The following is a 21,892-nucleotide window of genomic DNA, read 5'->3' as shown; positions in this document are numbered from 1 at the left end:
GGTTATTAAAGTACAACATATAACACCCATCCTGACGGTCTGGGCCTGCTAACGCCACATTTAAGTGCCGAGAAGTTTAAGTACTGGGTGGCGGCGGTTGATGTAGAGGAGTAACCATTCTGCCATGCGCATATTGTTAGTTGAGGACGACCCCAGTTTGGCCTCGGGAATTCGTTTGGCATTAAAGCCCGAGCACTTTACGGTGGACCACCTAAGTGATGGTGTCAGTGCCGTGGCAGCATTAAAAGAGAGCGAACCTTTTGATGCGGTGATACTCGACCTCGGGCTGCCACGTCTGGACGGTATGCAGGTGTTGGAAGCCGTGCGTCGCCATGGCAATCGCGTGCCTATTTTAGTGCTCACTGCTCGGGATGCGGTCGATGACCGCATCGCAGGGTTAGATGGCGGCGCTGATGACTATTTAACCAAGCCATTTGAAGTCGCAGAATTAAAGGCACGCTTGCGCGCCTTACTGCGGCGTAGTAATGGCCAGGTCAATAGCACCTTGGAGTGCAGAGGTATTCATCTTGACCCGTTAACCATGCAGGTCAGTTATCAAGACCAAGCGGTTGTATTATCCCGCCGGGAACTCACCCTTCTGCAAGAGTTTATGAGCCATCCTGGACGGGTATTTACCCGCGATACGCTAACCCGCTTGGTATATGGCTGGGACGAAGATGTAGAGAGCAACGCCATTGAGGTACATGTGCATCATCTGCGTCGTAAATTTTTTCCAACACTGATTCGTACTGTGCGTGGCATTGGTTATGTCATGGATAAAGCCGATCAGGATGAGCGCTCATGACATCTATTCGACGACGCACGCTGGGGCTAGCGCTGCTGGTGTTCGGCCTGAGTATGCTGGTGATTGGGTTTATCAGCTATCGCTACGCTGCCCATGAGATTGAAGAACTTCACGATGCCAGCCTGACCCAAAACGCGCGTTTATTAGAAGGATTGCTGCTAGCAGAGTTACCCGATGAGTATCGCAGCGTGTTGCTCAATAGCCTGGAAAACACGCTAAGGCGTGCAGAACTTACCAACACACGCTTTGCTGGGCATCCCTATGAAAGCAGATTGGCCTTTCAGTTATGGGAAGATGATCGCCTGGTACTACGTTCCGCCAATGCCCCTGAATCGCCCTTGGCCGATTACCCTCCTGGCTTCATTAGCCAGTATGTTGATGGCTACGATTGGCGCATTTATGTATTGGACGTAGCCGGTTCCAACCAACGGATTGCGGTGAGTGAACGCGAAGACGTGCGTAGTGAAATCATTCGAGAAGTGGCAATGAGAACGTTAATGCCCGACCTATTTGGTCTACCACTACTAACAGCCCTGCTGTGGTGGTCGATTGGTTGGGGATTAGCGCCACTATCGCGGATGGCTGAACAGATTCGCAAGCGTGATCCGCATAACTTACAGCCCCTAACACTCAACCCACTGCCCCAAGAACTGGACACCATTGCAGGGGCGCTGAACAGGCTGTTAGAACGCATCCGACAAATGCGGATACGCGAAAAGCGCTTCATTGCTGATGCTACCCATGAGCTGCGCACCCCTTTAGCCGTGCTTGATCTACACGCCCAAAATGCACTGACCGCCGATAATGCTGAGGACCGCCAGGAGGCGCTCAACCACCTGCGCAGTGGCGTTGCACGCTCTACACGCTTAGTCACTCAGTTATTGACCCTGGCTCGCTTGGAACCCGAGGACGAGACGCAGCCCGATTACCGTCGTTCACATCTGCTGCGCGAAGTACGCGAAACCCTGGCCAAACTTTCACCATTAGCCGCAGAACGCCGCCAGCAGCTACTGTTAAATGCAGATGAGCAAACGGACTGGTTAATTATGGAAGAACCCGGTGCCATTGAAACAGTAGTACAAAATTTAGTCGGCAATGCCATTCAACACTCTCCCAACAAAAGTGCGATCAGCATCACGCTGGAGGCTTCCGCGCAAGAGTTCCAGTTAATCGTTGATGACCAAGGCCCTGGGATCCCCATCAATGAACGCACAAAAGCCATTGAACGCTTTCAGCGCGCGGGCCCAAGCGCAGGTTCAGGTTTAGGGCTATCTATCGTTGAGCGGCTTGTGGCACGCTTAAAAGGCACATTACAGTTAGAAGATTCGCCCAGTGGGGGGCTACGTGCGCAGATAAGCCTACCACGCCCACCAGCACCGAATGCCCCTAGTATTGATCACCAGCCTGAAAGTTAGCAGGCCCTTTTAGCAAACCCTTAAGGTTGCGATAAGAATTGCGTGCAACTGTGGAGTTACACGGCGAGCCAGATACGCACGGTTCGCCACTTTGCTACATGGAGGTCTCCTGATGAATCAAGCTATATATTCACCTAAACCACTCATTCAATTAGGTGCTACCCCTCAGTTAACCACGCCAGCGCCAAAGCGGTTACTGCCCACTAGCCCTGCAATGAGCCTACTTACCGACTTTTCTCAAGTGGCACCTCAATCTATCGATGCTGATATGCCCATTGATGAAGTTCACCTTAAGATGCGCCACGCCGGTGTACGCTTGCTATTCGTGATGGATAGTAACGCACACTGTATTGGCGTCATTACTTCCAAAGAGGTGATTGGTACTCGGCGCATTAATCTAGCAATGCAGCAGCGTAATCTAACCCACGAAGAAGTTACCGCCGGGATGATTATGACCCCATGGCATAAACTCAGTGCCATGCCTCTTGCCCAGCTAGCATCACTTACTATTGAAGATTTAGTGATATCGATGGAAACCTTTACCGATCAGCACTTATTAATCACTGAGCAAGACGAGAACCACGAACTGAAAGTTCGCGGCCTGATCTCGGCAAGTGATATTCAGAGTGCGGTAGGCAAAGATATCAACCCCGTGCCCATGGCAAAAAGCTTCGCTGAAATTTGCCAGGTGATTACTGGCCACGACCTTTAAGGTTACGACTAGCTAATACAGACCAGCTCGGGTTTAACCATCAATAATTTTTACTTACGCTACCAAAAAGCCCCTCATTGAGTTAACTCAATGAGGGGCTTTTAGTTTTTACACTTTTAAAACATCTTTTATGCTTTCAAAACATGGATGCATTAATCCATAGGTGTGCTGCAATGCTAGCGGCATACCCCAACAAAATAGCGGGCACCCAGCGCAGATGAACAGCAAAGGTATAGATCCCCCGCGCCTGGCCCATTAGCGCCACACCCGCGGCGGAGCCCATGGAAAGCAGGCTACCGCCTACACCCGCTGTTAGGGTAATCAGCAGCCAGTTACCCTCGCTCATACCTGGAGCCATAGAAAGTACCGCAAACATCACCGGGATGTTATCCACAACCGCCGAAATAAGCCCTAGTACCACGTTAGCCCATACCGGATTCCAACTGCCATATAGCGTTTCGGAAAGCAGGCTGAGATAGCCCATAAAACCAAGGCCACCCACGCACATTACTACCCCATAGAAGAACAGCAGCGTGTCCCATTCGGAGCGGGCAATACGGCTAAAAATATCAAACGGCACCACGCTGCCAAGCTGTTCCAGTTTCTTCCAATCACCCCGACGCGAGTAACGCTCCCGCTTACGTTCTAGCGAACGCGGCAAGCTGCGACGCAGATAGTAACCAAAGAACTGCAGTAGCCCTAAGCCAAACATCATGCCCATTGCAGGCGGCAAATGGAGAACTGAGTGACACAGTACCGAGATAGCTACAGTCAGCAAAAACAGCACTATAATTCGTCGTGCACCGCGTTTAAGCCAAACATTCTCTTGTAGCGCCGCTGGCTGACGATTAACAATAAAAAAGTTCATGATCACAGCAGGCACTAGGAAGTTAACCACCGCGGGGATCAACAAAACAAAGAAGCCGCTAAACGGAATCTGACCTGCTTGCCACACCATTAGTGTGGTGATATCACCAAACGGGCTAAAGGCACCGCCTGCGTTGGAGGCTACCACCACGTTGACACAGCAAAGGCTGATAAATTTATTGTCGCCTTCCGCAACTTTAAGCACCACTGCACACATCAACATGGCAGTGGTCATATTGTTAGCAATGGCCGAAATACCAAACGCCATCACACCGGTGATCCAAAACAAGCTGCGATAGCTAAACCCTTTACGCACTAGCCAAGAGCGCAACGCGTCAAACACCCGTCGCTCTTCCATGGCATTGATATAGGTCATCGCGACCAGCAAGAATAGCAGCAACTCGGTGTATTCAAGCAGCGTTTCACGGAAGGCGCTTTCTGCCTCTTCCGGCATCCCCGCTTGTACATAGACCCAAGCCACTATGGCCCAGATAAGCCCTGCTGCGACCAGTACAGGCTTGGATTTGCGCATGTGCAGTAGCTCTTCACTCATCACCAACGTATAAGCAAGCACGAAGATCACGACAGAAGAGATACCGGCAATAGAAAGCGTAAGATCAAGTGACCCAGCAGCGGCATAAGAGAAGGAAGGAAATACAAGAAGACAGCAGACGAACAACAGCCAAGCAGCTCGGCGTGTGGTATGCCGAGTTGCAAGGACGTTTGGTGGTTTCATAGCGATATCACCCAGGCAGGGAAGAGAGATAGACCGCCATAATGATAAGCACCCTAATTAAATGCTGCAACGCAACGGTTGCGCATAAAATGCGGCGCATTGCCGCATCTTGTTTAGCGTCTCGACTAACTTAATGTTACTTAACCGTAGTCTGATTAATCACTCCACCGTAACGCTTTTTGCTAGGTTACGTGGCTGGTCAACATCAGTGCCTTTTAGCACTGCCACGTGATAACTCAACTGCTGTAGCGGCAGGGTATAAAGCAGTGGTGCCAGTGCTTCGTGCACATGAGGAAGCGTTATAACGCGAATCTCTTCTTGTGCCTCAATACCCACACTTTCATCAGCAAACACAAACAGTTGGCCACCACGAGCGCGGACCTCCTGAAGGTTGGACTTAAGTTTTTCTAATAGGTCATCGTTGGGTGCCACTGAAATAACCGGCATTTCACTATCCACCAGCGCCAACGGGCCATGCTTTAACTCCCCCGCTGGATAGGCCTCCGCATGGATATAGGAGATCTCTTTAAGCTTAAGTGCTCCCTCAAGGGCAATCGGGTAATGGGCGCCGCGACCTAAAAATAGTGCGTGATGCTTTTCAGCGAACGCTTGGGAGAGGGTCTCAATTTGGCTATCCAGTGCCAACACCTGTTGGCAAAGCCCGGGAAGCTGTCGTAGCGCCTTTACTATCTCAGCTGCAGTGTCCGCACGCTCTGGCTGGCCTTTGGACTTACTCACCGACAGCGTTAGCAGCATTAACGCCACTAGTTGGGTAGTAAACGCTTTAGTGGAGGCCACGCCAATCTCTGGGCCCGCTCTCGTCATCAATGACATATCCGATTCACGCACCAGCGAACTGCCTGGTACGTTACAAATCGCCAGCGTGCCTATGTAGCTAAGTGTTTGGGCAAAGCGAAGAGCGGCTAACGTATCGGCTGTTTCACCCGACTGAGACAGGGTGACGAACAGCGTTCCCTCAGGAACAACGGGGTGGCGATAGCGGAACTCAGAGGCAACTTCTACCTGCACCGGTACACCGGCATAACGTTCGAGCCAATAGCGAGCAACTAGGCCTGCATGGTAGCTGGTGCCGCAGGCAATAATGTGCACATTACGAGTACTCTCAAACAGCGCCTGTGCCTCTGGGCCAAAACTCTCTACCAGTACGCTGTTGTTGCTCAACCGACCTTCTAACGCAGCATTAATGACCTCGGGCTGCTCGAAAATCTCTTTAAGCATGTAATGGCGGTATTCACCTTTGCTGGCGATACCATCGCCATGCTCAAAGGTGTGAATAGGGCGCTCCACTGCTTCACCCTGGCGATTGACAATGCGGATAGCCCCTTGCTCACCTAGCTCTACCAAATCGCCCTCTTCCAGATAGATGAAGCGGTCGGTCACTTGTAAAAGTGCTAGCGGGTCGGAGGCTAAAAATGCTTCATCAATCCCCACGCCCACGACCAGCGGGCTACCCTGACGGGCACCTACTACAATGCCAGGTTCAGAAACGCTCATGACCCCCAGCGCATAGGCACCCCCCAAGCCGTTAACGATCTGTTGGGTAGCCTCAAATAGCCCAAGCCCACTGTTCAGCTTGTCTGCCAACAAGTGGGCAATAACTTCGGTATCTGTTTCCGAGGTAAACACATAACCACTGGCTTGCAAGGTGTCTTTAATATGCTCGTAGTTTTCAATAATGCCATTATGCACCACTGCAACTTGGTCGCTGCTGTGATGAGGGTGAGCATTGGCCTCGGATGGCTTTCCGTGCGTAGCCCAACGCGTATGAGCAATGCCATAAAAGCCAGGCAGGGCAGAACTGATTAACTGCTCCTCTAGGGCAGCCACTTTACCCAAGGCGCGGTGGCGCGTCAGGGAGCCTTTATGGAGCACCGTCATGCCAGAAGAATCATAGCCGCGATACTCTAAGCGCTTGAGCCCTTCTAGCAGTATCCCTTGCACATTACGCTGCGCAACCGCTGCGACGATGCCACACATACACGTTTCTCCTTGGGCGTTTTAACACTTGGTTATCTAAGTAGCGGGTCGACTTACTTGGTTTTTTTCGCCGGGCGGATCCAGTCGCCCTTTTCCAACTGACGGCTTCGGGTTACAGCCAACGCCTGCTCGCTAACGTCTTTGGCAATGGTAGAACCAGCGCCAACGGTCGCCCCTTTGCCAATACTCACCGGCGCAATTAACGCGCTATTAGAGCCAATAAAGACGTTATCGCCAATCACCGTACGGTGCTTGTTAGCACCGTCGTAATTACAGGTGATCGTACCTGCGCCTACGTTTACATTGCGCCCTAAATGCGCATCACCAACATAACTTAAGTGATTGATCTTGCTACCCTCGCCCACTTCAGCATTTTTGGTTTCAACAAAATTTCCAACTTTGGCTTTTACCGCTAACCGCGTACCGGGGCGTAACCGCGCAAAGGGACCAATGTGATTCAGCCCCGCCGCTACGGTAGTGTCAATCACGCTGTGGCTCTCAATTACGCTTTCAGCGCCAATGGTGCTGTTTTTAATCACACAGTAGGGGCCAATCCGCACGCCTTCACCAAGTGCTACCTCACCCTCAAACACGCAGCCCACATCAATAAACACATCGTGGCCACAGGTCAGCGTACCGCGTATATCGAGCCTAGCTGGGTCAGCTAGGGCAACCCCTTGCTCCTCCATTAGTTTATCGGCCAAATGCTGCTGGTAGGCACGCTCTAAGCGTGCCATTTGGGCACGATTATTAACTCCCTCCACTTCTACCGGATCAGCGGGTTGGGCGGTGCATACCTTAATGCCCTCTTGGGCAGCCATGGCAATCACATCCGTTAGGTAGTACTCACCCTGGGCGTTTTCAGCGGAAAGCTGGGGTAGCCAGCGTTTAAGCTGGGTGCTGGTCATGGCCATGATGCCGGTATTGCACTCGGTGATAGCGAGCTGCTCAGTATTGGCATCCTTTTGCTCAACAATAGCCACCGCTTCGCCCTCAGCGTTACGTACAATACGCCCATAACCACTGGGATCATCTAAGGTGACCGTCAAAAGCCCCATGTGCTGCTCATCCACTTGACTCAAAAGGGCATCCAACGAAGCACGCTGGATAAGGGGCACATCCCCATAAAGTACCAGCACCTTTCCGCTACCTAACTGAGGCTGTGCTTGTGCAACGGCATGGCCGGTACCCTTTTGTTCCGATTGGATGGCAAACGAAACAGGGCTATCAGCGAGCGCTTCTCGCAGTTTTTCAGCACCATAACCAATCACTACGTGGATACGCGCTGGATTAAGCCCAGCAGCGGTATCCAGCACGTGCCTTACTAGCGGCTTACCTGCCAGTGCATGTAGCACCTTGGGTGTTTGAGAGCGCATGCGGGTACCTTTGCCCGCAGCGAGAATGACAATATCGAGGTCTTGCATGTTATTCACCTGTGGTCGTTTCACGGGCTGCTGCGGGGCCTTCCCAGGCGTCAATGCCAAGCTCTTCCACGACCGCGTCACCAAAATAATTAACGAAGGCAGGGGCAGCAAGGCTGCGCCATTGGCCTTCATCATCTTTGATTAACATCAGCATATTCAGGTCATGCTCCAGCGCCAGTTGCATACCAGCTTCACTGCCCATGACGGTCAGCGCAGTCGCCCAGGCATCAGCCCAGGCATTGGAGGGATGAAACACAGAGACAGAGGCTAAGCGATTAGTAACAGGACGACCCGTACGTGGGTCAATGGTATGCGAGTAGCGTTTGCCATCGACCTCAAAATAGTTACGGTAATCCCCAGAGGTAGCTACCGACATATTTTCAAGCGGTAATACATGCTGTGCCTGCTGTGGGCCGGTGTGGGGTACTTCGATGCCGATACGCCAAGGCTCTTGGGTTTCTTTATTACGATAACCACGGGAAATAAGGTCGCCGCCTAAATTCACCAGATAGTGCTCTATCCCCTGCTGGTCAAGGTACGCTGCAACACGGTCAGTAGCGTGCCCTTTAGCCACCCCAGAAAGGTCAGCAAATACATCCCGGGTACGTCGTGCTTGCATCGCGTGAGTGTCTACATCGATAGCATCATACCCAATAGTGGCCAAGCGCTCGTTTAGCTCGGCATCTGAGGGCACCTCCTCTGGGCGAGCTTCTGGGCCAAAACTCCACAAATTGACGATGCCCCCAACGGTAATATCAAAAGCGCCGCCACTCTCTTCAGATACCGAACGGCTAATGGCAAGCACTTCGATAAGTTCATTGGAGAGTGGCTGCCACTCGTTGAGCGGGGCCTCGTTAAAGGCAATCAACTCAGCATCATCACGGTACGTCGACATCGCTTGGTCGACACTCTCAAGCTCCGCAAGGAACCCCTCTTCCAATGCATTGGCTTCGCCTTGGGTTAGTGGGTCCATTACCGTTACTTGGTAGAAAGAGCCAAAAATACCCCCTTCAAAACGTACAGGAGCATCAAGGGGGCGATCATTTTCTGAACACCCAGCAACCATGAAGGTGGCTAACAGCACTAAGCCGACGGCACTCGACAAACGGTGGTAGCGTCTCATTATATTTCCCTTGAACAGTAGGTATGCGTATTAAAAGTGGAAAAACCACAGTAACCAAGCACCAAATAGCACCCGGTACACCACAAACGGCTGCATACCCAATTTTTTAATAACGACTAGAAAGTAGTGTATACAGAGGTAGGCGCTAATTCCCGATAGAAGCGTACCAACAATCATGGCAGGCCAATCTATCGGTTCTGGTGAACTTACTAACCCTACAGCTTCTAGCCCGCCAGCCAACACAATCACCGGAATGGAAAGCAGAAAAGAGAAACGAGCAGCACCCTCTCGGCTCATCCCCAACAACAGCGCGGCGGTAATGGTTATCCCTGAGCGTGAAGTGCCTGGAATCAGCGCCAGGGCCTGGGCGAAGCCGATAATCATCACATCCTTCATACGCATGTGATACTCACTGCGGCTGCCTCGGTTTTTCCAATCCGCGTAGCCCAATAGTAAGCCAAAAGCGATAAGGCTAATGCCGATAATCAGTGTCGAGCGCATATGACCGGCAATCAGATCTCGCCCGAGAAAGCCAATAATACAAACAGGCAGCGTGGCCACCACTACCCATAGCGCCAGCTTGGCATCTTCATTAACGCCTTTGCCTGTCAGAGCATCGACACTACTAAATACCATGCGCAAAATTTCATGGCGAAAATATAAAATAACCGCTGCTAAGCTGCCTAAATGCAGCGCCACATCAAAAGCTAGCCCTTGATCGTCCCAAGCGGTGAGCACCGGCACCAAAATCAGGTGGGCAGAGCTCGAAATAGGTAGAAACTCGGTAACTCCCTGAACTACTGCTAAAACAATGACTTGTAGCCAATCCATAATGTATCCCAACGTCGGTGAGTGACTAATATCAAAACGCTGTTAAGGATACACGTCGCTCAGCGGTCTGTCCGCCTCCACCGTTTAGCTCCAGCAACCCAACATCGCTCACTTAAACAAGTTGACAACATCAGTGTTAGCTTTTAGCATCGCGCATGCTTTTTATAGGCTTATAGGCTGTCTTTTTATAGGCTATACATATTTATTAAATATGTCTTTAAAAAGCATTACATAAAACCGTCTAAATGAATTCGATTGGCGGTTATTATTCACCAATTAATAAGGTTTTGAGAGCAACCCATGGAAGATCCCAGTAGTCGATTATTCACGCGTGAGGCAGCCGATAAGTCTGGCCTGCTAGCGCACACGACTCGCCTGTAAGCGCTCTCTGCTTTTCCAGGCCGTCGTTGCCTGGCACATCTATTCTCGCCTATCTTATCCACTGTCTCGCGCTGATAGCGAGATAGCTAGTGGTTATTCGCCGCTTATAAATACTGCCCACAGATGCATTATCGCATTCTGTCTTCGGCTGATATGTATTGAAAGAGGCTAGCCATTGGTCATTCTTTGCCTTTACCTATAATCGGTCTTTATGCACTTAATGATAGCGATCCAGCTAACTTAGCTGCATTAGGATTTATGATCTTTTTATGACGCGCTAGCTATTTAAAGCGTTATAAAGATAGGGTTGTCTCGCCTTAAAAAATGGTAAAACCGGAGGCGAAAAATGAGCTATGCCGTATTAGCAGCATCATTACGCAGCGCCATGCAGCGTAATGACCAAAGCGCAATTTCCCATGTTGTTTCAGAAATGCAGCCTGCCGATATCGCGGATTTTGCCCGCTACGAGCCGGCCTATACCGTGTTATCTCTGCTGATGCTACTGCCCGAAGCCCAGCGTGGCCCCACCTTTGGCTACCTGGAAACCGAACAACAGCGCGATATCGCGGAAAAGATGACCGATGAGGAACTGGCCAAGCTAGTATCGAGCATGGATGCCGATGAACGCGCTGATCTTTTTCACTTGGTTGAGCCTGGCCGCCAACCCGCCATATTACGTCAGCTTTCCAAGCGTGAACGTGATGACCTACGCAAACTGGCCAGCTATGAGGAAGGTACAGCGGGGGCGGTAATGACCTCGGAATACGTCGCCGTTCCAGAGGATATTGATGTCGCTGAAGCATTGAGCCTGCTGCGCGCCAGCGCCCCAGATGCGGAGACTATCTATCAAATCTACTGCGTGGATGTGCAAGGCCGGCTAAAAGGAGCAGTGTCACTGCGCCAGTTAATTTTGGCAGCACCGCATCTGCCCATCTCAGAACTAATGGTTGAGGATGTCGTCTTCGTCACCGCCGAAACTCCCCAGGAAGAGGTGAGCCGCCTGATTGCTCACTACGACCTGTTAGCTCTGCCAGTGATTAACGGTGGCGAACGTTTGGTGGGCATTGTGACCTACGATGACGCCATGGATGTGGCAGAAGAGGAAGCCACCGAAGATATGCATAAAGGCGTATCGATTGGAAAACTGGAGGGTAGTCTGCGCTCGGCTAGCCTATACGAACTTTACCGTAAGCGTGTGGTATGGCTGGTATTGCTGGTGTTCGCCAACATTTTTTCCGGGGCAGGAATTGCGCACTTCGAGGAAACCATTGAAGCCTATATTGCTCTAGTCTTCTTCCTACCACTACTGGTAGATAGTGGTGGCAACGCAGGCTCTCAGGCAGCAACCCTCATGGTCCGGGGGATGGCCACCGGCGATGTTCGCACCCGAGACTGGGCCAAAATGCTAGGGCGCGAAGTCGGTGTAGCGCTAGGGCTGGGCCTTACCATGGCGCTGGCGGTATCCGTAGTAGGCATTTTCCGTGCTGGAACAGAGATTGCCATGGTAGTAGCGCTATCCATGGTGCTGATTGTCATGGTCGGCAGCCTAATCGGTATGCTTTTACCCTTTATCCTGCAGCGCTTTAACGTTGACCCAGCCACAGCGTCAGCTCCATTGGTAACATCTATCGCGGATGCTTCTGGGGTGCTGATCTACTTCGCCCTTGCTACCGCTATTCTGGGTCTTCCCAGCTAACGAGTCTGGAGGTCAGCCATGACCCTGTTTGCTCAACTATCGACACAGTTGCAACCACTCTGGCCTCTTATGCTAGCGGCTGTGCTCGGCGCATCAGTCGGCTTGGAGAGACAATGGCGACAGCGTATGGCGGGACTGAGAACCAATGCACTGGTGGCGCTAGGCGCCGCCAGTTTCACCCTGATGTCGATGATGGTCGAGGGTGAAATCAGCCCAACACGCATGGCGGCTCAAGTGGTGTCGGGTATTGGTTTCCTCGGTGCTGGCGTGATTATGAAAGAGGGCGCTAATATTCGTGGGCTCAATACTGCCGCAACGCTGTGGTGCTCAGCAGCGATTGGCGTCATGGCGGGTGCTGGTTTTTACCTGCCCGCTACGCTCGTTGCATTGTGTATTCTTGCCGTCAATATAGTACTGCGCCCTATCGTGCTACTGATCAATCGCCAACCCATAGAAGGCAGTCAAGATGAAATAGACTGGCGATATGAACTGAATATCACTTGTCGTAATGACCATGAAGCGCATATTCGCGCCTTACTACTTCAGGGATTACTTGGCGATGCGTTACAATTACAGAAGTTGGAAAGCGTCCACCGTGACGATGAACGCACGGTGCGCGTCACGGCGCTGCTCTCCGCTACCGAACGCCACGATACCCTGGTGGAAAAAGTGATTGGACGTCTTAGCCTGGAGCCCTCTGTCAGCGCCGCTGGCTGGGATATCTCATGACACAAACGATCAAGCAGCAACATAGCCAAGAAGCCAAGCGGATCACTTATATTGGCGCTTGGCTTGATGGCATTCTTAGCGTGGTTAAGGTAGCAGTAGGTTTTCTGGTTGGTTCAGCGGCACTGATCGCTGACGGCATTCACTCGCTTTCGGACCTGGTCACTGATGGCTTCGTGCTGGCGGCGATTCATTATGGTCGCCAAGAACCGGATATTGACCACCACTATGGCCACGGCCGCATAGAAACACTGACAACTCTATTACTCGGCAGTGTGTTGATTTTCGTTGCCGGGGGTATTGCCTGGTCAAGCTTAGATCGTCTGTTTAGCGGTACTGAGGTGGGAGCACCCGGTATTGTCGCTATTGTTATTACCGTTATCGCCCTACTGAGTAAAGAGTGGATTTTCCGCTACACCATGCGGGTTGCCAAGCGCGTGAAATCAAAGCTGCTTGAAGCCAATGCCTGGCACTCCCGCAGTGATGCACTTTCCACTGCGGTGGTACTGGTCGCGCTGATTGGAGCTCAATTTGGTTTTGGCTGGCTTGATGCGGTAGCCGCTATCATCGTTGGATTATTAGTGGGTAAAGTTGGCTGGGACTTATTGTGGGAGTCTGCCCGGGAGCTGGTGGATACTGCTCTACCAGTCGATGTACAACACCAGATGCATGACGTTGCTTGCGGCGTACCTGGTGTTGATAGCGTGCATGACTTACGTACACGCCAATCAGCTGGCTGGGTAATGGTCGACCTGCATGTGGTCGTGGGACCTAAAATAACCGTTTCAGAAGCCCATGAAATCGGTAATGAAGTCAGCCGTCGTTTGCGCCACGAATTCCCTGCCCTAACCGATGTAATTTTTCACATTGATCCAGAAGATGACGCGGGCGCAGGCGACCCTAGCCGACTGCCTGGGCTGCCGTTGCGTCCCGAAGTAGAAGCCGCACTTGATGAGCGATGGAGTAAACACCCAGTATGGCGCACACTAAACGACCTACAACTGCATTACCTGGACGATAAAGTATCGGTATCGCTAATTATTGATGATGCAGTTAACCAACCCCCCCAGTGCCTCGCCAGCCAGCTAAAAGGGCTGGCCTACGACATTGAGTGGCTAGGCCATGTGGAAATACTGTTCATTACTCGTGCGGCTAGTAATGCGATGCACTAGCCCTTTCCAACGATCTAAACGACCAATTAACCTTACTGCTCTAGTTAGGCCATCATGGATTCGCTAAATATCGCGCTATTCGAACTACTCAATGCGGCCCCTGACTCACCCACTTGGTTGATTCTGCTGGCGCATGCATGCGCTGTAAACCTGATGTGGCTAGTACCGGTCCTTTTCGTTATCGGCTGGCTTCGAGGTAATGAGCAACTCAAGCAAGCGCTGTTGGAAGCACTCATTGCAACACTGCTAGCCCTTGCAGCAAGTGGGGTAATCGGTGTGTTATGGCCGATGCCCCGCCCATTTATGGTGCCTATTGGCGAGTCGTTGATAGAGCATGCCGCAACCCCCGCCTTCCCTAGCAACCATCTGACCATCCTTCTGACGATAGCCGTTAGCCTGATACTGCACCGCCACTCCCGACGTATCGGTAGCTGCCTGATGTTGCTCGCCATTCCCGTTGCTTGGGCAAGAATATTTATGGGGATCCACTTTCCTCAAGATATGGCAGGCGCTGCACTGCTCTCCACTGTGGTTGCCGCACTAGTAGGGTATAACCGCGCTTGGCTGGTGCAGCCCTTTTACGAGCACGTCGCCAAGCGCCTTTATCACCGTCTGTTTGCACCGCTAATAAGCCGTGGCTGGGTACAGCGTTAAGTGCAGTCCTGCCGTTAGTACTTTATATAGTCGTGAGAATTGACGTTGCAATACTGAAGTAAATTATCACCCCCGTGGCATCAATTAAGGTGGTCACCAGTGGCGCTGATGCTGTTGCAGGGTCAACTTTAAAGCGCTCTAACAAAAATGGCAGGCACATACCGATCATGCTGCCAAAAAGCACAATCGTGACCATGCTGAGTGCAACAATAATTCCTACTGCATCCCCCCCTCGCATAATACCTATGGGAGCAACCGCTAATGCCATTGTAAGGCCTAGTGAACCCGCTACCAGCAGCTCGCGTCCAAGCATCTTACTCCAGTCTTTAACGCCAACATCCCCCGTTGCCATACCACGCACCATCAGCGTTGCCGCCTGGGCCCCTGCATTACCGCCACTACCAATCAACAGCGGTAAAAAGAACACTAGCGCCACTTGGGCGGCAATGGTGTCTTCAAAGTAGGCGATGCCTGCGCCTGAAAACAGGTTGGCAAACACCAGCAGTACCAGCCACGTCACCCGCTTACGGTAGAGGCTCCATAGTGGCACGCGGCTAACGCCATCTTCCAACTGACCGATCGACATCCCCTTGTGGATATCTTCAGTGGCTTCCGATTCTGCAACATCCATGGCGTCATCGTGGGTGACAATCCCCACCATGCGCCCATCGGCATCAATCACAGGTAAAGCAAGTAAGTCATAGCGGGCCACAATACGCGCTACTTCTTCCTGCTCTTCATCTACTGGGGTGTGGATAACATCTTTAATCATAATGTCATCGACCAGTGCGCCTGGTCGAGCCACCATTAGCTGGCGTAGCGACATCGTTCCGATCAGTTGGCCATCGCTGTCGAGTACATAAAGCTGGTAGACCGTTTCCGCATCAGGGGCGGTTTGGCGTACCCGCATCATGGCTTGCGACACCGTCATGCCACTGGCTATTGCCACATAGTCAGAGGTCATGATGGCGCCTGCAGTCCCCTCTTCATAACTCGATAAGCGCTTTAAATCTTCCCGCTCTTGATGGGCCATACGGCGCAACAGCGCCTCACGACGATCTTCGTCGAGCAGGTTGAATAAGTCTGCCCGCTCATCCGACCCCATCTCTTCAAGCAGCTTGAGTACCTGGGTATCCGTAAGTTCACCCACCACTTCAAGCTGGCTTTCACCCGGCAAGTAGCCAAGTACGTTGGCAGCACGCTCGGTAGAGAGAATATCGAGAACCGACAGTGCAGCAGGTAGCTTCTCATCTTCTTCGATGAGCTCTTCAAGTACTTCACCAATATCCGCTGAGCGTATTTCTGACAGCCGTTCGGATAATAGCGTTTTACTCGGCTCCTCTTTAACCAACTCGTCTAGAAGCTCAGTTTTCAATTCCTGCAAGGTTTCATCATTCAATGACATCGCTATCTCCCTTTTTGCAGGTACGTTTTTACCAAAATAGTGTCGCAGACGAGCGTCAGTAGCTGAATGCACAGCTTATATTAACAGACAAAAAAAACGCCCCTTAAACCCTGGTGGGTTCAAGGGGCGTTTTATACACGCCTAAAACGTGTTTCTAGCCTTTACCCGCCTTTTTACGCAGTTGCTGGATCGTTCGTAGCTGTGCAACGGCTTCGGCAAGTTCAGCGGCAGCGCGGGTATAATCCAGCTCCGCTGACTTCTCATTAAAGGCTTTCAGCGCTTGCTGACGTGCTTCTTCAGCAGCGGCCTCGTCGAGGTCGCCCGCACGCGCAGCCGCATCTGCCAGGATCGTCACAACATCCGGTTGGACTTCCATGAAGCCACCCGAGACAAAGAAGTTCTCTTCCTGGCCACCATCATGGATCACACGGACCGGGCCCGGCTGAAGCTCGGTCAGCAACGGGGCGTGACCCGGCAAAATGCCCAGGTCACCCATAATCCCGGAAGCGACTACCTGCTCAACCTTGCCTGAGAAGATAGATGCTTCAGCGCTGACGATATTGCAAGTGAAGCTATTCGCCATAGCGAATCCCCCTAATGGACGGGATTACTTCTTCATCTGGTTGGCTTTGTCGACAGCTTCGTCGATGGAGCCGACCATGTAGAAGGCCTGTTCCGGCAGATCGTCGTATTCACCAGCCAGGATGCCCTGGAAGCCACTGATAGTATCTTTCAGAGAAACATACTTACCGGGCGAACCAGTGAATACCTCGGCAACGAAGAATGGCTGCGACAGGAAGCGCTGGATTTTACGCGCCCGAGATACGGCCAGCTTGTCTTCGTCAGACAGCTCGTCCATACCCAGAATTGCGATAATATCCTTCAGTTCCTTATAACGCTGCAAAACGTTCTGCACACCACGCGCTACGTTGTAGTGCTCTTCACCTACAACCAACGGGTCCAACTGACGCGATGTAGAGTCCAGCGGATCGATAGCTGGGTAGATACCTAGCTCAGCGATAGAACGCGCCAGTACAACGGTTGCGTCAAGGTGCGAGAAGGTAGTCGCCGGCGACGGGTCGGTCAAGTCATCCGCAGGTACGTAAACGGCCTGCACAGACGTGATAGAACCGGTTTTGGTCGAGGTGATACGTTCCTGCAGAACGCCCATCTCTTCGGCCAGTGTCGGCTGATAACCTACCGCAGATGGCATACGACCCAATAGTGCAGATACTTCGGTACCAGCCAGGGTGTAGCGGTAAATGTTATCAACGAACAGCAGTACGTCGCGGCCTTCATCACGGAATTTCTCTGCGATGGTCAGACCTGTCAACGCTACGCGCAGACGGTTGCCGGGCGGCTCGTTCATCTGACCATAAACCAGCGATACCTTATCGATAACGTTGGATTCGGTCATCTCGTGATAGAAGTCGTTACCCTCACGCGTACGCTCACCTACACCGGCGAATACAGAGTAGCCGCTGTGCTCGGTGGCGATGTTGCGGATAAGCTCCATCATGTTAACGGTTTTACCTACACCGGCACCGCCAAATAGTCCAACTTTACCACCCTTAGCAAACGGGCAGACCAAGTCGATAACTTTGATACCAGTTTCCAGCAGCTCGTTAGAGGCTGCTTGGTCGGCATAACTCGGCGCTTTACGGTGGATCGGCATACGCTCTTGCTCGCCGATCTCGCCAGCTTCGTCGATCGGCTCGCCAAGTACGTTCATGATCCGACCCAGCGTTTCCTTACCTACCGGTACGGAAATCGCGGCACCTGTGTTGGTCACGTCCAAGCCACGTTTCAAGCCCTCGGTGGAGCCCATGGCAATGGTGCGCACCACGCCGTCGCCCAGCTGCTGCTGGACTTCGAGGATAGTCTCTTTTTCGGAGACCTTCAGCGCGTCGTAGACCTTGGGCACAGAGTCCCGCGGAAACTCTACGTCAATCACCGCGCCGATGATTTGTACGATACGTCCGCTCATCTTGGTTCCTCTCAAAAACCTGCAAATGAAACCTGTCTGCCGGGAGCCACCTAAGCGATGGCTAGCTCCCTAGGCGTTATACGGCAGAAGCGCCGCCGACGATCTCAGAAATTTCCTGGGTGATGGCGGCCTGACGGGCCTTGTTGTATACCATCTCCAGATCGTCGATCAGGTTGCCCGCGTTATCAGTGGCACTCTTCATAGCGATCATTCGGGCGGCCTGTTCGCACGCACCGTTTTCGACTACCGCCTGATACACCTGCGATTCGATGAATCGAACCAACAGGCTGTCTAGCAACGCCTTGGCATCCGGTTCATACAGGTAGTCCCAGCTTCCGGGACGGGCGTTTTCTTCGTCATGCTTCGCATCTGCGCCCATATCGGCCGACAGAGGAAGAATCTGGCGTACCACGGGACGCTGCGTCATGGTATTAACGAATTCGTTATATACCACGTACAGGCGGTCTAGACGTCCGTCGTCGTACGCTTCGAGCATGACCTTAACACTACCGATCAGACCCTCAACGGTCGGTGACTCCCCTAACCCACTTTTGGCGGCAACCAAGTTGCCCCCGTAGTTACGGAAGAAAGCACCGGCTTTAGAGCCGAGGGCACAGAAGTCCAGCTCAGCGCCTTGCTGTTTCCAGGCTATGGCATCTTTCACCACTGCCTTAAACAAATTGACGTTTAAGCCACCACACAGACCACGGTCGGTAGACACCACAATGTAACCAACACGACTAACCTCGTTACGCTCGACCATATAGTCGTGCTTGTATTCGGGGTTTGCGTCAGCAATGTGGCCTACCACGTTGCGAATCTGCTTGGCGTACGGCTGGCCAGCCTTCATCAGATCTTGCGCTTTACGCATTTTCGATGCAGCCACCATTTCCATGGCGCTGGTAATCTTCTGCGTATTTTTTATGCTCCCGATCTGGGTGCGTATCTCTTTTGCAGCTGCCATAGCGATCTACCCTTCGTTCGTGGCTCTCAGAAAGCATGCAAGCCCGCCCGCAGGCGGGCCGGACATTACCAGCTCTGAGTCGCCTTGAACTTCTCGAGACCTGACTTCAAGCTGTCCTGAATCTCGCCGTTGTAGTCGCCGGTCTGGTTGATCTTATCGAGCAGGTCGCCATGCTCAGACTTCATGTAATCGTGCAGGGCACGTTCGAAGTCCAACACTTTATCGACGCTCACGTCATCCAAGTGACCTTCGTTAGCGGCGTACAGAGACAGCGCCATTTGCGCCACAGACATCGGCGAGTACTGGTTCTGTTTCATCAGCTCAGTAACGCGCTGGCCGTGCTCAAGCTGCTTACGGGTCGCTTCATCAAGATCAGACGCAAACTGGGAGAACGCTGCCAGTTCACGATACTGAGCCAGCGCCAAACGCACGCTACCACCCAGTTTCTTGATGATTTTGGTCTGCGCTGCACCACCTACACGAGAAACCGACAGACCTGCGTTAATCGCCGGACGAATACCGGAGTTAAACAGGTTGGTTTCCAGGAAGATCTGACCGTCAGTAATAGAGATTACGTTGGTCGGTACGAAGGCAGACACGTCGCCACCCTGGGTCTCAATGATCGGCAACGCGGTTAGAGAACCGGTTTTGCCTTTCACTTCGCCATTGGTGAACTTCTCTACGTAGTCAGCGTTAACGCGCGCAGCGCGCTCCAGCAAACGTGAGTGGAGATAGAAAACGTCACCAGGATAAGCTTCACGGCCCGGCGGACGACGCAGCAACAAGGATACCTGACGGTACGCCACAGCTTGCTTAGAAAGATCGTCATAAACAATCAGTGCGTCTTCACCACGGTCGCGGAAGTACTCACCCATGGTGCAGCCAGAGTAAGCGGCTAGGAACTGCATCGGTGCCGGATCGGCAGCGCCAGCAGCTACAATGATGGTGTGATCCAGCGCACCGTGCTCTTCTAGCTTGCGTACTACGTTAGCAATGGTCGACTGCTTCTGACCGATAGCAACGTAGACACAGGTAACGCCTTTGCCTTTCTGGTTGATGATCGCATCGATGGCAATAGCTGACTTACCAATTTGACGGTCACCGATGATCAGCTCACGCTGACCACGACCAATTGGCACCATGGCATCGATAGATTTCAAACCGGTTTGGATCGGCTCGTCAACAGACTGACGGGTAATAACGCCAGGCGCTACTTTCTCTACCGCGTCGGTCATTTTAGCATTGATATCGCCTTTGCCGTCGATGGGGTTACCCAGCGCATCGACAACACGACCAATCAGCTCGGGACCTACCGGTACTTCAAGGATACGACCGGTACACTGCGCGGTCATGCCTTCTTGAAGTTGCAGGTAGTCGCCCAGGACAACGGCACCTACGGAGTCACGCTCCAGGTTAAGTACCATGCCAAAGATGCTGTTGGGGAATTCAATCATTTCACCAAACATCGCGTCTTCGAGGCCGTGAATTTTCACGATACCGTCGGAAACGCTGACAATGGTGCCCTGATTACGGGCTTCAGATGCGACGTCAAGCTTCTCAATTCGCTGCTTGATGATGTCGCTGATCTCGGAAGGATTCAGTTGCTGCATGCCATGTCCCTCAGACTCAAGCGGTCAGCGCTTCGGAAAGGCGGTTCAATCGACCACGTACCGAACCGTCAATGACGGTGTCGCCGGCACGCAGGATGACACCGCCAATAAGCGACTTGTCCACCTGAGTAGTAATGGAGATTTCGCGATTCAGACGTTTCTTGAGCGCGTTTGCTAGCTTGGTCTTCTGCTTGCTGTCCAGCTTGTAAGCTGAAACCACAGTGACGTCGATACGCTGCTCATGCTCTGCGCGAAGGTGTTCAAACTGGTTAGCAATAGCATCCAACGTCGTTAAGCGGCGTTGGTCGGCTAAGGTGGTCAGAAAGCGTTTAAACGCATCATCTGCGTTATCAGCCAGCATCTCTGCTAGCAGTTCTACTTTCTGATCACTGCTGAGTTTGGGGCTACCTAACAGGCCAGCAACTTGGCGGTCTTTGACGCTTGCTCCCGCCATTGCCAATGCCTGTGACCAAGCGTCGAGCGCTTGATGATCGCGCGCGTATTCAAACGCCGCTTTGGCGTAAGGACGAGCGACGGTAGATTGTTCCGCCATGGGTCACCTCCTTACAGTTCAGCGGCAAGCTTATTAAGCAAGTCGCGGTGCGCTTTCTCGTCAACAGAGGCTTCAAGAACACGCTCAGCGCCTACGATCGCAAGGTGTGAAACCTGTGCACGCAGCTCGTCTTTAGCGCGATTAATTTCTTGCTCAATTTCAGCCCGAGCATTGGCAACCAAACGTTCGCCTTCGGCACGTGCTTGATCACGAGCTTCTTCGATCATTTGGGCAGAGCGCTTATTAGCTTGCTCGAGAATTTGAGTTGCCTGCTCCTTGCTCTCGCGTAGCGTCTGTTCTGCACGCTCTTGAGCAAGCTCAAGGTCACGGGTAGCACGGCTAGCTGCGTCCAAGCCATCAGCAATTTTCTTTTGACGCTCGTGAAGCGCGTTGCTGATCGGAGGCCACACATATTTTATGCAAAACCAGACAAAGATCGCGAAGGCGATCGTCTGCCCGATAAGCGTCATGTTGATATTCACAGGGATGTACCTCTGACAAATTCGTGGCGACCGGAGTGAAACAAAACCGAGCGGCTTTCCGCTCGGTCAAGCTGCATTAACCGGCAACAACGAAGATCAGGTACATCGCGATACCAACACCGATCATCGGCACGGCGTCAAGCAGACCGGCCATGATGAAGGTTTTAGTCTGCAGCTGGTCGCCCAGTTCAGGCTGACGCGCGGTAGACTCAAGCAGTTTACCACCCAGCATGGCGAAACCCAGACCAGTTGCCAGAGCGCTAACACTGATGATGATGGCGGCAGCGATGTAGACGATTTCCATGATAAAGCTCCTGATAGTGCGTTAATTTCAAGGGTTTAGGTTAAGGG

20 protein-coding genes are annotated in these 21,892 nt (G+C 52.3%); 7 read left to right on the top strand and 13 right to left on the bottom strand.

Annotation, left to right across the window (positions count from 1 at the left end):
* Positions 1–124 precede the first annotated feature (124 nt).
* The 3 genes from CPA45_RS07235 (at position 125) to CPA45_RS07225 (ending at position 2,932) form a co-directional block, all read left to right on the top strand.
* Positions 125–805: a response regulator gene (locus tag CPA45_RS07235; protein ID WP_096650896.1), complete on the top strand. Its 681-nt coding sequence runs from the start codon at positions 125–127 to the stop codon at positions 803–805.
* Positions 802–2,220 (top strand): ATP-binding protein, encoded by a 1,419-nt coding sequence (locus CPA45_RS07230; RefSeq protein WP_096650895.1) that lies wholly within the window; start codon positions 802–804, stop codon positions 2,218–2,220. The genes CPA45_RS07235 and CPA45_RS07230 overlap by 4 nt, the downstream gene beginning before the upstream one ends.
* 112 nt (positions 2,221–2,332) lie before the next feature.
* Entirely contained in the window at positions 2,333–2,932 is a 600-nt protein-coding gene (locus tag CPA45_RS07225; protein WP_165771515.1) for a CBS domain-containing protein, read from the top strand.
* A gap of 136 nt (positions 2,933–3,068) precedes the next feature.
* Here CPA45_RS07225 and nhaD read toward each other — a convergent pair whose 3' ends face one another.
* The 5 genes from nhaD to CPA45_RS07200 form a co-directional block, all read right to left on the bottom strand.
* Positions 3,069–4,535, bottom strand: coding sequence for a sodium:proton antiporter NhaD (gene nhaD, locus CPA45_RS07220; RefSeq protein WP_096650894.1), 1,467 nt, complete (start codon positions 4,533–4,535; stop codon positions 3,069–3,071).
* A 159-nt stretch (positions 4,536–4,694) separates the two neighbouring features.
* Complete coding sequence (gene glmS / locus CPA45_RS07215; RefSeq protein WP_096650893.1) at positions 4,695–6,533, bottom strand: glutamine--fructose-6-phosphate transaminase (isomerizing); 1,839 nt, start codon at positions 6,531–6,533, stop codon at positions 4,695–4,697.
* 53 nt (positions 6,534–6,586) lie between these two features.
* The gene (glmU, locus tag CPA45_RS07210; protein ID WP_096650892.1) at positions 6,587–7,957 is read right to left on the bottom strand and encodes a bifunctional UDP-N-acetylglucosamine diphosphorylase/glucosamine-1-phosphate N-acetyltransferase GlmU; all 1,371 of its coding nucleotides are present in this window, start codon (positions 7,955–7,957) and stop codon (positions 6,587–6,589) included.
* A gap of 1 nt (position 7,958) precedes the next feature.
* On the bottom strand, positions 7,959–9,080 hold the full coding sequence (locus tag CPA45_RS07205) for an FAD:protein FMN transferase (protein WP_096650891.1): 1,122 nt from the start codon (positions 9,078–9,080) through the stop codon (positions 7,959–7,961).
* Between the two features lie 30 nt (positions 9,081–9,110).
* Entirely contained in the window at positions 9,111–9,911 is an 801-nt protein-coding gene (locus CPA45_RS07200; protein ID WP_096650890.1) for an undecaprenyl-diphosphate phosphatase, read from the bottom strand.
* A 727-nt stretch (positions 9,912–10,638) separates the two neighbouring features.
* Between CPA45_RS07200 and mgtE (CPA45_RS07195) the strand changes: the two genes are divergently transcribed.
* The 4 genes from mgtE (CPA45_RS07195) to CPA45_RS07180 are packed head-to-tail and all read left to right on the top strand — an operon-like array spanning position 10,639 to position 14,540.
* A complete protein-coding gene (gene mgtE, locus CPA45_RS07195) occupies positions 10,639–11,988 on the top strand; it encodes a magnesium transporter (protein WP_078089649.1) in 1,350 nt (449 codons plus the stop codon).
* A gap of 18 nt (positions 11,989–12,006) precedes the next feature.
* A complete protein-coding gene (locus CPA45_RS07190; RefSeq protein WP_096650889.1) occupies positions 12,007–12,717 on the top strand; it encodes an MgtC/SapB family protein in 711 nt (236 codons plus the stop codon).
* Entirely contained in the window at positions 12,714–13,886 is a 1,173-nt protein-coding gene (locus tag CPA45_RS07185; protein WP_096650888.1) for a cation diffusion facilitator family transporter, read from the top strand. Before CPA45_RS07190 ends, CPA45_RS07185 begins: the two co-directional genes overlap by 4 nt.
* 54 nt (positions 13,887–13,940) lie before the next feature.
* A complete protein-coding gene (locus tag CPA45_RS07180; protein WP_096650887.1) occupies positions 13,941–14,540 on the top strand; it encodes a phosphatase PAP2 family protein in 600 nt (199 codons plus the stop codon).
* 22 nt (positions 14,541–14,562) lie between these two features.
* Here CPA45_RS07180 and mgtE (CPA45_RS07175) read toward each other — a convergent pair whose 3' ends face one another.
* From mgtE (CPA45_RS07175) to atpE, 8 genes are all read right to left on the bottom strand, one after another.
* A complete protein-coding gene (gene mgtE / locus CPA45_RS07175; RefSeq protein WP_096650886.1) occupies positions 14,563–15,945 on the bottom strand; it encodes a magnesium transporter in 1,383 nt (460 codons plus the stop codon).
* Positions 15,946–16,099: 154 nt separating this feature from the next.
* Positions 16,100–16,528: a F0F1 ATP synthase subunit epsilon gene (locus CPA45_RS07170; RefSeq protein WP_078089654.1), complete on the bottom strand. Its 429-nt coding sequence runs from the start codon at positions 16,526–16,528 to the stop codon at positions 16,100–16,102.
* A 24-nt stretch (positions 16,529–16,552) separates the two neighbouring features.
* Positions 16,553–17,932 (bottom strand): F0F1 ATP synthase subunit beta, encoded by a 1,380-nt coding sequence (gene atpD, locus CPA45_RS07165; RefSeq protein WP_096650885.1) that lies wholly within the window; start codon positions 17,930–17,932, stop codon positions 16,553–16,555.
* 76 nt (positions 17,933–18,008) lie between these two features.
* Positions 18,009–18,896, bottom strand: a complete 888-nt coding sequence (gene atpG / locus CPA45_RS07160) for a F0F1 ATP synthase subunit gamma (protein ID WP_096650884.1) — start codon at positions 18,894–18,896, stop codon at positions 18,009–18,011.
* Positions 18,897–18,961: 65 nt separating this feature from the next.
* Positions 18,962–20,506 carry a F0F1 ATP synthase subunit alpha gene (gene atpA, locus CPA45_RS07155; protein WP_096650883.1) on the bottom strand — a complete coding sequence of 515 codons (1,545 nt, stop codon included), beginning with the start codon at positions 20,504–20,506 and terminating at the stop codon, positions 18,962–18,964.
* 16 nt (positions 20,507–20,522) lie between these two features.
* Positions 20,523–21,059 (bottom strand): F0F1 ATP synthase subunit delta, encoded by a 537-nt coding sequence (locus tag CPA45_RS07150; protein WP_096650882.1) that lies wholly within the window; start codon positions 21,057–21,059, stop codon positions 20,523–20,525.
* A gap of 11 nt (positions 21,060–21,070) precedes the next feature.
* A complete protein-coding gene (locus CPA45_RS07145) occupies positions 21,071–21,541 on the bottom strand; it encodes a F0F1 ATP synthase subunit B (protein ID WP_096650881.1) in 471 nt (156 codons plus the stop codon).
* A 76-nt stretch (positions 21,542–21,617) separates the two neighbouring features.
* Complete coding sequence (atpE, locus tag CPA45_RS07140) at positions 21,618–21,845, bottom strand: F0F1 ATP synthase subunit C (RefSeq protein ID WP_039179032.1); 228 nt, start codon at positions 21,843–21,845, stop codon at positions 21,618–21,620.
* Between the last annotated feature and the right edge of the window lie 47 nt (positions 21,846–21,892).

This window comes from Vreelandella nigrificans (assembly GCF_002374315.1).
Classification (GTDB): Bacteria; Pseudomonadota; Gammaproteobacteria; order Pseudomonadales; family Halomonadaceae; genus Vreelandella; species Vreelandella nigrificans.
The sequence above is the reverse complement of the archived record's forward strand: the minus strand, read 5'-3'. Positions and strand labels throughout refer to the sequence as shown.